Genomic DNA, 15839 nt, shown 5'->3' on the forward strand with positions numbered 1-15839 from the left:
TTGCCTACACCTCCTGTTTCATTCGCAGCTGCTGCGTGGCAAATTCGCGGTACATCGCATGTGTTTCAAGCAGCTCTTCGTGCGTTCCTTTTCCGGTAATCCTTCCTTTTTCCAGAAAGACAATCTGATCGGCATCTACGACCGTAGACAGGCGATGGGCGATGACGAGTGTCGTGCGTCCCTTCATCAAATTGTTGAGCGCCTGCTGCACGATGATCTCGGATTTGCTGTCCAGACTGGAGGTCGCTTCGTCCAGCATCAGAATTTGCGGGTTGCGCAGCAGCGCCCGGGCGATGCCGATGCGCTGACGCTGTCCGCCCGACAGCTTCATGCCTCTTTCGCCGACCTGTGTGTCATATCCTTCCGGCAGCTCGTCGATGAATTGATCGGCGTATGCCATCGAAGCAGCTTGCCTCAACTCCTGCTCGCTGACAGGACGCGAGATTCCGTAGCAGATGTTATCCCGGATGGTCCCTGCTATCAACGGGCTTTCCTGGGACACGTAACCGATTTTGCTCCGCCACGACGACAGCGTATAGTCGCTGATCGGGCTGTCGCCGAGCCGGATCGTTCCGCCAGTCGGCTGATAATACCTTTCGATCAGGGAGAACAAAGTCGTCTTCCCGCTGCCGCTCGGTCCGACGATCGCCGTCACTTTCCCCGGCTCGACCCGAAAGCTTACATCGTCGAGAATGGTCTCCCCGTTTTCGTAGGCAAACGTCACCCGGTCGATATGGATCGGCAGCCCCGCATCCTCCAGCGGCCGTCCCGAAGCGTGGTCTTCTTCATCGGCTTCCAGCGTGGAGATGATCCGCTCTGTCGCACCCATCGCTTTTTGCAGCTGGGTAAAGAACTGGGTGAACTGCCCGAGCGGCATGATGATTTGAACCAGATAAAGAATAAACGCGACAAGCTCTCCTGCCGTCAAAGCGCCCGTGGAAACGCGCATTCCTCCATATCCCATGATGACGACCAAAAGCACCATCAGGACAAACGAAATGAGCGGACCGATCAGCGCCTGTACTCTGCCTTCCTTTAATCCGAAACGGAACAGGTTCTCTATTCCCCGCTTGCCGCTTTGGTACTCGTGCGGCTCGGCATTGGATGCCTTGACGAGACGGATTTCCGACAGCACCTGATTCATGATGGTGGTGAAGCTGGCGGTCTCGTCTTGCAGTCCCTTCGATATTTTGTACATCTGCCGCCCCAGCGGGACCAAAATGAGCAGTGACAGCGGAACGGCAATCAGCATCGTCAGCGTCATCTGCCAGTCGAGGTAGAGAAGCGTCGCTACCGAACCGATGATGGAGATGATCCCGGTGAAAAAGCTGGACAGGTGATCCGTGATCAGCCCTTTTACGACTCCGGTATCATTCGTCATCCGGCTGATCGTTTCCCCGGTCCGGTGGTTGTCATAATAGCTTACGGGCAGGACGAGCAGCTTTTTCCACAGCCTGTCCCGGAGAGCGGCGACGATGCTTTGCCCCACGTGATTCAAAAGATAGATGGTCAGCCCTCCTGCGATGGCCTGGGCGATGAAGGCCACGGCCAGCAGCACAATCTGTCCGGTGGTGATCGAAGCGAGCGTAAAGCTGTCCACAAGATTTCGCGTAAACAGCGGGATCACCAGACTGACAAGCGTCGTGGCGATGCTCATGAACAAGGCCACGCCCAACTTCAGCTTGGACGGGTTGGTCTGTTTGATCAGCTCGTAAAAAGCGCGCCAGTTTCCTGTTTTTGTCTTCGTTTGCGTATGTGTCTGTTCCATAAATAATGATTTCTCCTCTCCTAAAGCTTTCCGCTTGAGTCCCCCAACACCCTTGCACCATTTCTTTGGCAATGCGGCGATTTTCCCGTTCGTTTCACTTCCCATCCGGTTTTATGCATGGAGAAACGATACCGCATGAATGTAAACGGAATGTAAACGGGATAATACATGGAGTCTGGTTATTTTTCCTAGCTCTACCGTCAAAGCGGCATCGTGTTTTTTCCGAGTGATTTTGTGTATAAAGGATGAAATTTGGGGTAGAAGCGGGGAAACAAATCGAGTATAATAGGTTCGTAATGAAGAAACGAAACTATGTTTCACCAGATGAAACCCCGAAATAATTAGGGAGGTTATGCACATTGGCTACACACGATGCTTACAACGTGAAGTCTTCCCTGCAAGTGGGCGATAAAGCGTACGCATACTACCGCCTGCAAGGCCTGGAAGAACAAGGAATCGGCGAGATCTCCAAGCTGCCATTCTCGATCAAAGTCCTGTTGGAGGCGGCAGTTCGTCAGTTTGACGGCCGCGCCATTACCAAAGAACACGTACAACAACTGGCAAACTGGACAAAAGGACGCGACGGCAATCAAGAAGTGCCGCTCATGCCTGCCCGTATTGTCCTGCAAGACTTTACTGGTGTTCCTGCTGTCGTAGACCTCGCCGCTATGCGCATCGCCATGAAGCGCGCCGGTGGAGATCCGAAGCGCATCAACCCGCTCGTACCGGTTGATCTCGTTATCGACCACTCCGTCATGGTTGACGATTTCGGAAACGACAAAGCTCTCGATAACAACATGAAGCTGGAATTTGAACGCAACCAGGAGCGCTACCGCTTCCTGCGCTGGGCTCAAACCGCTTTTGACAATTTCCGTGCGGTTCCTCCTGCGACCGGTATCGTTCACCAGGTAAACCTGGAGTACCTCGCATCGGTAATCGCTACCCGCGAAGTAAACGGCGAGCTCGTCGCTTTCCCTGACTCCCTCGTAGGTACCGACTCCCACACCACGATGATCAACGGTCTGGGCGTACTCGGCTGGGGCGTTGGCGGTATCGAGGCAGAAGCAGGAATGCTCGGCCAACCGCTTTATTTCGTAACGCCAGAGGTCGTCGGCTTCAAGCTGACCGGTACCCTCAAAGAAGGCTCTACCGCTACCGACCTGGCACTGACTGTAACACAAATGCTGCGCAAAAAAGGCGTTGTCGGCAAATTCGTAGAGTTCTACGGTCCTGGCCTGTCCAACATCTCGCTGGCTGACCGCGCTACGGTTGCCAACATGGCTCCTGAATACGGCGCGACCATGGGCTTCTTCCCGGTAGACGCGGAAACGCTCAACTACCTGCGTCAAACCGGCCGTGAAGAGTCCTTGATCAACCTGGTGGAAACCTACACCAAAGCACAAGGCCTGTTCCGTACAGACGACACGCCAGATCCTGTCTTCTCCGAAACACTGGAACTGGATCTGTCCACCGTCGTACCGAGCCTGGCTGGTCCGAAGCGCCCGCAAGACCGCGTAGAGCTGACTTCCATGAAGGAATCCTTCAACGAAAGCCTGCGTACGCCAATCGAAAAAGGCGGCTTCGGTCTGTCCGAAGAGAAAATCGCTGCTGAAGCGCAAGTAACCTATCCGACCGGTGAAACTGCGACCCTGAAAACAGGCTCCGTCGTTATCGCGGCAATCACTTCTTGTACCAACACCTCCAACCCGAGCGTTATGCTGGGCGCAGGTATTCTGGCGAAGAAAGCGGTTGAAAAAGGCCTGAAAAAGCCTCCGTTCGTGAAGAGCTCCCTGGCTCCAGGTTCCCGTGTCGTTACCCAATACCTGATCGACGCTGGTCTGATCGACTCTCTGAACGCCATCGGCTTCAACGTCGTCGGCTACGGCTGCACCACTTGTATCGGTAACTCCGGTCCGCTGCCGGAAGAAACCAGCAAGGCAATCGCTGACAACGATCTGACCGTAGCGGCTGTCCTGTCCGGTAACCGCAACTTTGAAGGCCGTATTCACGCCCAGGTGAAAGCGAACTACCTCGCTTCTCCTCCGCTCGTTATCGCATACGCGCTGGCTGGCAACGTGAACATCGACCTGACCAAAGATCCGATCGGCATCGGCAACGACGGTCAACCCGTTTACCTGAAAGACATCTGGCCAACTCCGCAAGAGCTCAACGAAGCAATGGGCAAAGCGATGAATCCGGAGCTGTTCCGTGCGCAATACGCAAAAGTATTCACACAGAACGAAGAGTGGAACAAAATCGACGCTCCGACGGGCGATCTGTACGAGTGGGATGAAAAATCCACCTACATCCAGGAGCCCCCATTCTTCAAAAACCTGGCTGGAGACGCAGGTCACATCGACGAAGTACTGAAAGCACGCACCATCGCGCTGTTCGGTGATTCTGTCACAACTGACCACATCTCCCCCGCCGGAAACATCTCGCCGACCAGCCCGGCTGGCCGCTATCTGCAAGAAAACGGCGTAGAACGCAAAGACTTCAACTCCTACGGCGCTCGTCGCGGAAGCCACGATGTCATGATGCGCGGTACGTTTGCCAACATCCGTATCCGCAACCAAGTGGCACCTGGCACCGAGGGCGGGGTAACCAAATACCTGCCGACGGGCGAAGTCATGTCCATCTACGATGCGTGCATGAAATATCAAGCAGACGGTACTCCACTGGTTGTTCTGGCCGGTAAAGAGTACGGTACAGGGTCTTCCCGCGACTGGGCGGCAAAAGGCACCTTCCTGCTCGGCATCAAGGCTGTTATCGCAGAAAGCTTCGAGCGCATCCACCGCGCCAACCTGGTAGGCATGGGCGTACTGCCGCTGCAATTCGCAGACGGTCAAAGCTGGAAGTCTCTCGGCATCGATGGCAGCGAAACCTTTGACATCCTCGGCCTCTCTGACAATGTTCAGCCTGGCCAACGCGTCAAAGTGAAAGCGACTCGCCAAGACGGCAGCAGCTTCGAATTCGACGTAATCGTACGCCTCGACAGCATGGTTGACGTAGACTACTATCGCAACGGCGGTATTCTGCAAACCGTTCTGCGTCAGCTTCTCGACGAAGGCAAACCGGTAAACGCATAAGCTTTACCCAATATTTCCATTACAGCACCCACCCATAGCAGGCAGACATCGTCTTAGACGGTGTTCTGCCTGTTTTTTTGTGCAACCGGCTTCCCCATCCTGCGCGAGCTAACGGCTGCTGCTGCAATATTTGCCTTTTTTACAAACCGCACCCTTTGATAGAATGTCACTCATGGACTGTGAAACCGTCTCCCGAGCCAATCCGTAAATGACCAGTAACGGGTGGTGATTTTATCCATGGGGTCTATTTTCGATTTCTTGTTTTACCTCTTCTTTTTAGCGATCACAGGGCTTACCGCTCTGTATCCTCGCACTGCTTTGTCTAAGCGCGATTATGAGCCTTCACAATTTCGGGTCGACATGACTCGCATCATTTCGAGCATTGTTTTTTTCATTTTTTTGATCAGCTTCATACACGATCTCTTTTTCTAGCGCAAAACGAATGTATCTTCCTTCCCTGGCAAGGCACCCTATAAAAAAGGAGGGACTGCGCAATGGACCAACGAGATTTTGAACAGATTTACGCCGCTTACAAGGCAGAGGGCGAGCGGCAGGCCCGGCAGGAGAATGGCGGTGGGACAGGAGCGCCGCTATCCGCCGATGGAAAGGAGAGCATCGTTGCCGTCCGCAAAAATGACGACGGCGATCTGATCGCTTTCAAGACAAATACGGGACGGGAGCTGGACTATGTGACAGCCCTGCAGGAGGCAAAGGCAGGTCAGCTTGCCCATGTCGACGTCTTCCACAAATACGGCCGTGACATTTTGCGGAGCGAGCCGGACGGAATCAAGGAGAACAATCTGGACAACCTGCCTACGTTTTAAACCCTGGACAAACATACGCCTGATCCCCCACTCGCCCCTCTGGCTCAGTATCGATACCGGTACTCAGTCCAGAGGGGCTCTCTTGTGTGTTATCATAAGAGACAGGACTATTTTATCGAGGAAGGATTAAATCCATGGGCTTTCATTTGACTAAAGGGATCATCACGTCTTTGTGCGGCCGGATCTCTTCCGACAGAGGAAAAGCGTATTACCGGGCCAGAAAAGTAACTTTTACGCAATACGATCCCGAAGCTTCCGTCTATGAAGCCACGGTCAAAGGAACAGGCAGCAGCTACAAGGTCGCTGTCGAGTTTCATCCGGACGGGAACGTAGAGGCGGAATGCACCTGTCCCTCGCTCGGTTCCTATGATCAGTTCTGCCAGCACATTGCCGCCGTCCTGCACGGCATCGAGGATATGGAGAAAAACGAGCTCATGAATCGCTACTCGCAAGGGGCCGGACGGCGATCAGAAGCCTTGGAAAATCCGTATTCGGGGACTTCCGGAGAGCGGGAACCCCGCTTCTCTGCCACCCAGCCCTCCTCCGGGATTTCTGCGGGAGATGTACAGCTGACCAACCGCGTTCTGGGACTGTTCGGCGAAAAACCGACCCGCCCGAATCATGTGCGGCCGCTCTTTGATACCCGGACAGCCCTCGATGTGTCTTTCACTCTGAAGCCTGTCCTGTACGGCTACCGCAAGCAGATGTTCGGCATCGAGCTCAAGGTCGGGCCAAAACGGCTGTACGTCGTCCAGAAAATAAAGGAGTTCCTCGAGTGTATCGAGCGCAGAGAACCGTTCGTCTTTTCCAAGCACTTCACCTACGACCCTGAGCTTCACCGTTTTCAAAAAGAAGACGATGCCGTCATCAGACAGCTGATTCACATTTTTCACAACGAAAAGCTGTACCGCGAAACCGTGAGCGCGTACCTCCTGCAAACGAGGAACAAAAGCGGCGAACGAATGCTGTTCATTCCCCCTTTCATGTGGGAGTCGCTTCTTCCCCTGCTCACGTCCGCCCCGAACGTGCAGGTGATGGACAAAGAGCAAGCATTCGCAGGAGTCCACATCTCCGATGAGCTGATCCCGCTTTGCTTTGCGTTCGACCAGGCCGACTCGGAAAGCTTTCAACTGGACGTCCAGGGCTTGGATTTAATCACCGTGATGGAATCGTACGGAGTCGTTCTTTCCGAAGGGAAGCTGATCAAGCTGCCAGCCGACCAGTGCAAGCGACTGGCGGAGCTGAAACAAATGCTTGAGGCTTCCCGCAAGCGGCAAATCCTGATTCCGGCAGGACAGATGGAGCCATTCATGGTTACGGTCGCACCCGGATTGATGAAGCTCGGCAGCGTCAGCATCGCCCGCTCCGTCTCTGAGCGCATCATCCAAACACAACTGAAAGCCAAGCTGTATTTGGACCGGGTAAAGGATCGACTGCTCGCCGGTCTGGAGTTTCAATACGGCGACATTGTGATCAATCCGTTGGAGGGAGACGGGCAGCATCGCGGCGCCGAACGCATCCTCATGCGGGACGGAGAGCAGGAGCGGCGAATCCTGGAGCTGATGGAGCAATCCCCTTTTATCAGGACGGAGAGCGGCTATTTCATGGAGGATGAGGACGCTCAGTACGAATTTCTGTACCACGTCGTTCCCGAGCTGGAGAAGCTGCTGACGGTATACGCCACCTCTGCCGTGAAAACAAGACTGCATACCGGGTACACTCCGCCAAAGGTAACCGTGAATCTGGATGAACGAACCGACTGGCTGGAATTCAAGTTTGATATAGACGGGATCCCGGAGTCGCACATTCGCCAACTGCTCCAATCCATCGAGGAAAAGCGCAAATACTACCGGATGCCGGACGGAGCGTTTGTACCGCTGGAGAATGAGGCGTTTCGGGAAATCGGCCGCTTCATCGACGACATGGGCATCCGCATTGCAGAGCTGAAAGGCTCGGACTTCCGCGTTCCGGTAGCCCGGGGGCTTCATCTGGTCGATTCCCACAGACCAGGGAATGCCGTCAAGCTGGGCAAATCGTTCCGCCAGCTCCTGGAAAACATGCGCAATCCGGACAATCTCGATTTCCCTGTGCCGGACAGTCTGGCATCTGTGCTTCGGGACTATCAAAAGTACGGCTTCCAATGGCTGAAGACGCTGGCCCACTACCGCTTCGGAGGTATTCTCGCGGATGATATGGGGCTTGGAAAGACGCTGCAAAGCATTGCTTTTCTCGTCTCCGTACTGCCGGAGATCAGAAGCCGGCAGCTCCCAGCGCTGATCATCTCACCCGCTTCGCTTATGTACAATTGGAAAAACGAGCTGAAGAAATTCGCTCCGGAAATAAAGGCCGTCATCGCGGACGGGAGCAAGACAGAGCGCAGCAGGAAGATTCGGGATGCCGCCCAGGCAGATGTGATCATTACCTCGTATCCGCTCCTGCGGAGAGATGTCGAGCTGTATGCGTCAAAGTCGTTTCATACGCTTATCCTGGACGAGGCGCAGGCCTTCAAAAACCACGCCACACAGACGGCGCAGTCGGTCAAAGAGCTCCAGGCCAAGTACCGTTTTGCCCTCACCGGAACACCCGTGGAAAACTCGCTGGAGGAGCTGTGGTCAATCTTCGATGCGGTGTTCCCCGGATTGTTTCCGGGACGACGGGCATTCAACGACATGTCGAGGGAAGCGGTGGCGAAGCGAGTTCGTCCCTTTTTGCTGCGCCGGGTGAAAGCGGACGTGCTGAAGGAGCTGCCTGACAAGATCGAGTCGCTGCAAGCTTCCGAGCTGCTTCCGGAGCAGAAAAAGCTGTACGTCGCCTATTTGTCCAAGCTGCAGCAGGAGACACTCAAGCATCTGAACGAGGAGACCTTTGATAAAAACCGGATCAAAATTCTGGCTGGCTTGACCCGTCTTCGTCAGCTATGCTGCCACCCTGCCCTTTTCATCGAGGACTACGCAGGAAGCTCGGCCAAATTCGAGCAGCTGCTGGAAATTGTCGCGGAATGCCGCAGCGCGGGAAAGCGGCTTCTGGTATTCTCGCAGTTTACCGAAATGCTTGGAATGATCGCAAGGGAGCTTGGCTGTCAGGGAGTGCCGTTTTTTTATCTGGACGGGAAAACGCCAGCGGCAGAGCGGATTGAGCTGTGCAACAGGTTCAACGAGGGTGAACGAGACCTGTTCCTCATCTCGCTAAAGGCAGGGGGCACCGGATTGAACCTGACGGGAGCGGACACCGTCATTCTCTATGATCTGTGGTGGAATCCCGCTGTGGAAGAACAGGCAGCCGACCGTGCCCACCGCATCGGCCAAAAGAATGTCGTCCAAGTCATTCGCCTCGTCGCCCAAGGGACCGTGGAAGAGATGATGTACGCGCTTCAACAGAAAAAGAAGCATCTGATCGAGGAAGTGGTCAAGCCTGGTGAGGCCGCGTTGTCGTCCCTGACGGAACAGGACATTCGCGAGATTTTGATGATCGGATAAGTGGCCTGACGGTCAGCATCGGGAACCGCAGGACTTTTGGCAAAGCAAGTAAAACGAGTAGAGGCCCAAAAGCGAGCTGGCGAAGCCAATGTACACGGAAAACCTGCGGAGCCGTGTCGCTTCTGTCCATGGAGCAAGATCGAGTAAACGGAAGCAGCATGGATTCGAATTGTGTTAGGGACCATGCACGGCAGTAGAAAAACCGGAGCGATTGAGAGCTCCGGTTTTTTCCGTTTACAAGTTGTTTAGAATTTATTCAGAGCATCAGGCGATAATAGCTCTTGGAATCCAGCAATGAAAGCAGTTGCGAGCGAACCAACTACTGATATACAGGGAGAGGAAATTCCATACATGCAAACCGTGACCGATCAAAAATTCGCTATTTTATCGTCGATTCAAAATCATTTAGCCATGATCAGGTTTGACACGCAAGGAAGGGTTATTTGGGCGAATCAACTTTTCGCTTCCACAATGGGATATGCGGTCGATGAAATTGTCGGCCTCCATCACAGCCAGTTTTGCTTGCCTGAATATGCATCAAGCAAAGCGTATGTAAATTTGTGGGATGGTTTGCGTCAGGGGAGAGCATCCCAAGAAAAGATCGTACGGATTTCGAAGGATGGACGAAAGCTGACGCTGGAAGCAACTTATATGCCTGTTATTGAGAATGGCAAAGTGGAAGCAGTCGTCAAGGTGGCTACTGATATCACAAAACGTGAATCAGTTCTTCAGCAAAGTACCGCAGAGTTGATGGCTATGGTCGAGGAGATGACTGCCAGCACGGATCAAGTATTGGATGCCTCAAAGCTCATCTTGAACCAGATGACCAAGTTGAATATTGAATCTGAAGCAGTTACCGATCAGGTAAAAAGTATCCAATCCGTAACGAAAATTGTCAAAGAAATTGCCTCTCAGTCCCATATGCTAGGTCTAAATGCCGCTATAGAAGCTGCCCGAGCCGGTGAACACGGACGCGGTTTTGAGGTCGTTGCGAATGAAGTCCGGAACATGGCGGCATCCAGCAAACAGTCGGCGGAAACCATTTCGGTTCAGTTGACGGATATCGCAAAATCGGTATCTTTGATGATGCAGAGCATCGAAGCAATCACCGCTCAAATCTCAAACAATTCGAGAGCGATAGAAGAATTAAAGACGGCTTATCATCAAGTCGCCACGGCAACCAAAAGATTAACATCCTCGATGTAACGTGGAACAATAGTTGAAAACGACAGGCGCAACAGCGGCGGACTGCGTTCCTCTCCCCAGTCCGCCGCTGTTTTCCCATATGCGATAAGCCCTTTCGAGACGTCCGCTTTCGATTTGGACCAAAAAAAGACGGACACTGGCAACGATTACGCATCCGGCGTCGGAACGGCAGGAGCATTTTCGCCTCCCAGCCTGCGCCGGGCGGTTTCTCTTTTGCCTACGGCCGGGACGTGCTGACCGGCTTTGGCCAATCCATACACAGGCATGTTTACGTACATGCACTCGTACATTCCCGCCTCCACCAAATACGTTTCGTGAAAAAATCCGACCCCTCCCGACTTTGCCGCCTTTTGATTGAAATCTCTCCACGCAGACAGGTGCAGCTCCCCGCTTCTGGCATACTGCTCCAGCTGGTCAAACGAGCGCCAATACTGAATCTGGACAGGGCCCCGTGCGCTCATGAAAAAGGCGGCGTCAAGAAAGCCCAGCTCCTTGTTTCGATACAATTCTTGCAGCATGCCATTCATCGCCTTTACGACAGGAAGCCATTGATTCACGGCAAGCCAGTTGTTCACATGCAATCGATCACAAACACGACAAACGGCCCTTCCATCTCTGCCGTATACCGCCCCGCTAAAATTTTCCCCATCTGGATCACCTACCTGAATAAAAGTTTGGCATGAAGCTCGTAACATCCGAGAAAATCCTGCGATTGATAGATGTGGGCGGTCAAATACGCACCGTAAAAGATCGTGTGCAGTCCCATAACCAGGTCATTTACATCCGCATCAGCCGCAATTTCGCCATCAGCCATGGCCTGCTCTATGCAACGGCGGAACAAATCGTCGAGACGAGGAACAAGCGAACCCGCCTGTTCTTCCTTTCCGGGATAGTACAAATGGAGTTCCGCCTCCGTCAGCTCCGGCATGCATGGATGCATTTTCACCTCAGTTAAAAAACCGATAAGGCTCAGCATAATACCCGGATGCTGCTTCGCGTTTTCATCCACCTTTTGAAATACGTGACGAAGCGCCGACAGCCCCCTTTTGGGCGAATCGGCCAGCTCCAGCAGCCGATCGGTCACCCACAGCCGCATGTAGTAAATCAGCAGGTCCTCCTTCTGGGGAAAAAACTTGAAAAAGGTCACCTTGGAAATCTCCGCTTTTTTGCAGATCTCCTCGACGTACACCTCGCGGAAGGATTTCTCTCCGATCAATTCCAGACACGCATGCAGCAGTGCTTGCTTCGTTTTCGCTTTTTTCCATTCCCTGAGCGGAATGCTTCGTTCCATGGGAGCAGCTCCTTCGCAAATAAATACAAACTCATATTAATAAATTAACTTGAGTTAATTTTAAAGTCAACCATTCCTCACTTCCCCCTCTCCCTCTCATCATCCACCCGGCTCAAAAATTTCTCTTCCCCGCTCTCCAGGCATTTGCATACCTTGTAAGAGAGAGAACCTAAGGAGAGAATTTCGTGAAAATCTGTTTTTCCTGCCACCTAGAAAAATTCAAGCCAAAAGGGAATGTCCTGCAGTTTTTCATCATGCTCCAGGCGATTGACCGGGAAGTGGAACGGCTCCCTGCCCAAGAGCGCGAGGGATTTGTCCTGCACTGCGTCCTGCCGTTTCGATATGTAAACGGGATGGGGGGCTTTCGCTTTCGCCATGTTCGCTTTTATCAAGCCGCGGAGCTGAACAGCAAAATTATCAGTCTCGATCAGAAGCACAGCTACGACTTTATTTTTATTCGCAACCGGACACAGGCTCGCGAGTTTATCAAAAAGAAGCCTTCCCTGGGCAAAAAGCTGTTGTTCCTCTCTATTCACTACAATCTGAACGACCCGATCATCATGAACAAGGTCAATCACTTGTTCGACAACTCCCGCATGGTCTTTTTTCAAACCGTGCCCAATGCCAGGCGCTACCGCGAATATCTGGAACGGAAAACGAGGTATTCCGCTCGGGAGCTGGATCGCAAAATTCAGGTCCTCCCTCAATTCGTGGAGGGATATTCCGGTGATCAGGACCCCCAGCCGCAGCCGAATCCCCCGCTCGACCTGATTATGGCCGGGGTGCTTCGCCCCCGTTACGGACTAGAAACGGCCGTGAACGCCATCAGGCTGATTCGCAAGGAATTTCCGGGGGCAAAGCTCAATGTGCTCTACCCGTCTATCGTGATCCGTTACCGGAAACAGGCTCACGAGCTGCTCCGTTCCCGAGGTGTGCGGAATCACGGACAAAAATCGATGTGGGAAACAAAGCGGATGATTCTGCAAAGCGGAATTGGCCTTGCCCTGATTTACGACAACACATCAGACAAAAATCCGTCTCATTCGTATCTTTCCCGCGTCCTGGAGTACATGGCGCTCGGTGTGCCTGTGCTTACCACCAAAACCGTCGGCAACATCCATCTGCTTGGAGAAAAGTATCCGCTCTTTGTCAAAGACGAACACGACATTCTCAAGTGCTACAGGAAGCTATCAGATCCGGACTATTACCAGCAGATGTGCCAGTACGTGAAAAGCCGGGGCAAGCACTACCTTGCGGAAAACGCGGTCAAACCGTTCTGGAATCTGCTCATGGACGAGTGGAAAGCAATGAAAAAAGGGCGATCCCCCAAGTAGAAAAACCTGCTTGAGGGGCCGCCCTTTTCCCTGTTCATTTTAACATTTTTCCCATGCGATAAGCGGATTCCATGATCGGCTCCGCAATCTCCATCATTCTTTCCAGCGTGAGGCGGTTGGAGGGACCTGATACCGCCAGCGCGGCAACCAATTTTTCGTTCCGGTTAAAAATCGGCGCGGCTACTGCTGCTGCTCCCAGCTCCCGTTCCTCGACACTGGTGGCAAAGCCTTGGCGTCGGATCTGCTCCAGCTGTTCCAGGTATGCGTCGCGGTCGATCGATTCGGGCCAAAGCGGGTCACTTAGCACTTCTTCCCTGACAGCCGGTTCCGCGTATGCCACCAGAACCTTGCTCGATGCGCCTACTGACAGCGGCATGCGTGCCCCGATAGGCGCGACCCTCCGGATAGCCTGGTTGCTCTGCACTGCCTGTATGCGAATCCGCTCATTGCCGTCGCGGACATACAAGCTGATCGTTTCCCCGACGACATCCCGCAAACGCTCCATCTCCGGCAGCCAAAGGGTGGCCGGGTCATCGGAATGCGCCAGATTCACGGACAGCTCCCACAAGCGAAATCCAAGGCGGTATTTCTCCGTCTGAGCGTCGCGTATTAAAAATCCCTTGTTTTCCAGAGTGGCCAGCAAGCGGTGTACCGTACTTTTATGCAGCGACAACCGCCCGGCGATCTCGCTTAGCCCCAAGTCGGTTGAATCCGTAAAGCAAAGCAGGATGTCAAGCGCCCGCTCTACGGCTCGCACGTTAGCTTTCTGTTCTTCCATTCGTTCCACCTGCTTCATTAAAATCGGTTCCGTACGTTTCACCTGATGAAATGAGGTTCTATTTTTAAGTATACGAAAAAAAGCGGCGAAGAGTAAAGAGCAGAATGTGACGCGGTCCTGTCAGGCTGTCAACGCGGCCATTCCTTTTGAAGTGCGCCTTGAAGTGCGCCATCCACCTAATTTTCCCCTGAGTGGACATCTCCCCATCGCTATTCGCTGATAGAAACATAGATTGAAAAGGAATGAAACCATAACTTCAGCTCATGGAGGGATGACCGCTCGTGGGTAAATACAATGAGTCAAAGCTGAAAAAATACCGTGTCTTGCGTCGAAATTCCCGCTTGGCCTCTACTCTTCCGCGCACCCGACTCTTCTCCAAGCATGCGCTCCGCCATTTTTTAAAACAGTATCGAAAAGTTATTGCCAAGCCGATCGCAGGCAGCGGCGGTGCCGGTGTCATCCTGATCACCGGCCTGGGAGATAACCACTACAAGGTCCATCGCGGCTGCCGCAAACGTACGATTCGCGGCAAATCAGCCACCTACCGCTACATCCGCAGCCGGATCAAGTCGCAGTACTTGGTGCAGAAAGGAATCTCGCTCGCCCGCGTCAACGGCCGTCCGTTTGACATTCGTGTCATGGTCCAGCGCCGTTCGGGCTCCTCGTGGGTCGTGACCGGAATGCTCGCCAAGGTGGCTGGAGCCGGCTACATTATCACCAACATCAAGCGGAGCGGAGGAAGAGTATTGCCGCTGCGTTCCGCGATACAGCTCTCATCGCTTCGATCCGCTTCTGCCGATCAACTGATTCAGCGTTTGAAAGCGGTGGCGGTCGCAGCCGCCAAGCAGCTAAGCACCTACTATGCCAATCAGAGGGTGTACGGTTTGGATATGGCTTTGGATTCTTCGGGACGGGTCTGGATCATCGAAGCCAACCTGCGGCCCGATATTTCCCTGTTCCTGAAGCTGAAGGACAAAAGCCAGTACCGCCGCATCCGCTCCTATAAACGGTAGTATCCAAAATCGGACGAGCGAAGCCAAGGAAGGCTAGACGAGCCTTCTGCCGTACAGAAAGCAAAAAGCCCCGACAGCTCTCGCAGAGGTCGGGGCGTTCGTCGTTTATGCTAGAAATCAAAGTTATCCGGGTCCGGACCAAAACGCTTGTTTTGATTAAGGCGGCTGATTTGCTCCATCTCTTCAACTGTCAACGTGAAGTCGAACACGTCGGCATTTTGGCGGATGCGCTCCGGCGTGACCGATTTTGGAATCGTCACGACACCGTTTTGCAGATCCCAGCGCAGGATTACCTGGGCAGGAGACTTGCCGTATTTTTGTCCGATTTCCACCAGCACCGGCTGGTCGAGGTTGCCTTGCATCAGCGGGCTCCACGCCTCCATCTGGATGCCGTTCTCCTTGCAATAAGCGAGCAGCTCTTTTTGTGTCAGGAGCGGGTGGTACTCTACCTGATCCACGGCCGGGACGATTTCACTGTTCTGTTTCAAATCCTCCAAGTGATGCACGTGGAAGTTGCTGACTCCGATCGCTCGCACGTATCCGTCGCGGTACAGCTTTTCCAACGCTTTCCACGTATCCAGATACTTGCCTTGTACCGGCCAGTGCACCAGGTACAGGTCGAGGTAATCCAGGCGCAGCTTTTTCATGCTTTCGTCAAACGCCTTCAGCGTCGTCTCGTAGCCTTGATCGGAATTCCATACCTTGGTCGTGATGAACAGTTGGTCGCGGGCAATTCCGCTGTCGCGAATCGCATCGCCCACGCCAGCCTCATTGCCGTAAACAGCAGCGGTGTCGATGGCGCGGTAGCCGGTCTCGATAGCCGACAGGATCGCGCGCTGCACCTCATCCCCTTCTTTCACTTTCCACACGCCGAGGCCGAGCCAGGGCATTTTGATTCCGTTGTTTAAGACGGTGGTATCAGCAAGATGCGTTGCCATTCGATTTCCTCCCGTTCTATCGGTTTTATGTATCTCGCTTGATAGTGTAGCACAATGGCGATTCCAAAAAAAGGCGCTGCGCCCTTCGAATATGCTTTCCGTGTGCTCTCCTTGAACAGGGC

At 53.5% G+C, this 15839-nt stretch carries 10 protein-coding genes and 1 pseudogene; 6 read left to right on the forward strand and 5 right to left on the reverse strand.

Annotated elements, in window-relative coordinates; genetic code table 11:
• Positions 1-4: 4 nt before the first annotated feature.
• Positions 5-1768, reverse strand: a complete 1764-nt coding sequence (locus NST96_RS20035; RefSeq protein WP_251237990.1) for an ABC transporter ATP-binding protein — start codon at positions 1766-1768, stop codon at positions 5-7.
• Positions 1769-2127: 359 nt separating this feature from the next.
• On the opposite strand from NST96_RS20035, the gene acnA reads away from it, so the two are divergent.
• From acnA to NST96_RS20055, 4 genes are all read left to right on the forward strand, one after another.
• Positions 2128-4857: an aconitate hydratase AcnA gene (acnA, locus tag NST96_RS20040; RefSeq protein WP_003389136.1), complete on the forward strand. Its 2730-nt coding sequence runs from the start codon at positions 2128-2130 to the stop codon at positions 4855-4857.
• Between the two features lie 494 nt (positions 4858-5351).
• The gene (locus NST96_RS20045) at positions 5352-5681 is read left to right on the forward strand and encodes a DUF3892 domain-containing protein (protein WP_003389134.1); all 330 of its coding nucleotides are present in this window, start codon (positions 5352-5354) and stop codon (positions 5679-5681) included.
• Between the two features lie 134 nt (positions 5682-5815).
• Positions 5816-9157: an SNF2 helicase associated domain-containing protein gene (locus NST96_RS20050; protein WP_342404333.1), complete on the forward strand. Its 3342-nt coding sequence runs from the start codon at positions 5816-5818 to the stop codon at positions 9155-9157.
• 294 nt (positions 9158-9451) lie between these two features.
• Positions 9452-10363 carry a methyl-accepting chemotaxis protein gene (locus tag NST96_RS20055; protein WP_228006791.1) on the forward strand — a complete coding sequence of 304 codons (912 nt, stop codon included), beginning with the start codon at positions 9452-9454 and terminating at the stop codon, positions 10361-10363.
• A 146-nt stretch (positions 10364-10509) separates the two neighbouring features.
• On the opposite strand, the pseudogene NST96_RS20060 reads toward NST96_RS20055, so the two are convergent.
• Positions 10510-11012: pseudogene (locus tag NST96_RS20060) on the reverse strand (DUF4188 domain-containing protein).
• A 9-nt stretch (positions 11013-11021) separates the two neighbouring features.
• Positions 11022-11654: a TetR/AcrR family transcriptional regulator gene (locus NST96_RS20065; RefSeq protein ID WP_003389129.1), complete on the reverse strand. Its 633-nt coding sequence runs from the start codon at positions 11652-11654 to the stop codon at positions 11022-11024.
• Between the two features lie 185 nt (positions 11655-11839).
• On the opposite strand from NST96_RS20065, the gene NST96_RS20070 reads away from it, so the two are divergent.
• On the forward strand, positions 11840-12988 hold the full coding sequence (locus tag NST96_RS20070) for a glycosyltransferase family 1 protein (protein WP_003389128.1): 1149 nt from the start codon (positions 11840-11842) through the stop codon (positions 12986-12988).
• Positions 12989-13022: 34 nt separating this feature from the next.
• On the opposite strand, the gene NST96_RS20075 is transcribed toward NST96_RS20070, so the two are convergent.
• Positions 13023-13766, reverse strand: coding sequence for an IclR family transcriptional regulator (locus NST96_RS20075; protein WP_003389127.1), 744 nt, complete (start codon positions 13764-13766; stop codon positions 13023-13025).
• Between the two features lie 281 nt (positions 13767-14047).
• Here NST96_RS20075 and NST96_RS20080 point away from each other — a divergent pair, with 281 nt between their 5' ends.
• The gene (locus tag NST96_RS20080) at positions 14048-14779 is read left to right on the forward strand and encodes a YheC/YheD family protein (RefSeq protein WP_031933130.1); all 732 of its coding nucleotides are present in this window, start codon (positions 14048-14050) and stop codon (positions 14777-14779) included.
• Positions 14780-14889: 110 nt separating this feature from the next.
• Here the strand turns inward: NST96_RS20080 and NST96_RS20085 are convergent, their stop codons facing one another.
• Positions 14890-15717 (reverse strand): aldo/keto reductase, encoded by an 828-nt coding sequence (locus NST96_RS20085; RefSeq protein ID WP_031933131.1) that lies wholly within the window; start codon positions 15715-15717, stop codon positions 14890-14892.
• Positions 15718-15839 lie beyond the last annotated feature (122 nt).

Origin of the sequence: Brevibacillus sp. FSL K6-2834, from assembly GCF_038592925.1 — a bacterium.
Classification (GTDB): domain Bacteria; phylum Bacillota; class Bacilli; order Brevibacillales; family Brevibacillaceae; genus Brevibacillus; species Brevibacillus borstelensis.

Excerpts from the sequence above, each read along its gene's own strand:
- NST96_RS20035 (WP_251237990.1), bottom strand. The coding sequence starts at position 1,768 with ATGGAACAGACACATACGCAAACGAAGACAAAAACAGGAAACTGGCGC.
- NST96_RS20050 (WP_342404333.1), top strand. The coding sequence starts at position 5,816 with ATGGGCTTTCATTTGACTAAAGGGATCATCACGTCTTTGTGCGGCCGG.
- NST96_RS20075 (WP_003389127.1), bottom strand. The coding sequence starts at position 13,766 with ATGGAAGAACAGAAAGCTAACGTGCGAGCCGTAGAGCGGGCGCTTGAC.
- NST96_RS20045 (WP_003389134.1), top strand. The coding sequence starts at position 5,352 with ATGGACCAACGAGATTTTGAACAGATTTACGCCGCTTACAAGGCAGAG.
- NST96_RS20065 (WP_003389129.1), bottom strand. The coding sequence starts at position 11,654 with ATGGAACGAAGCATTCCGCTCAGGGAATGGAAAAAAGCGAAAACGAAG.
- NST96_RS20085 (WP_031933131.1), bottom strand. The coding sequence starts at position 15,717 with ATGGCAACGCATCTTGCTGATACCACCGTCTTAAACAACGGAATCAAA.
- NST96_RS20055 (WP_228006791.1), top strand. The coding sequence starts at position 9,452 with ATGAAAGCAGTTGCGAGCGAACCAACTACTGATATACAGGGAGAGGAA.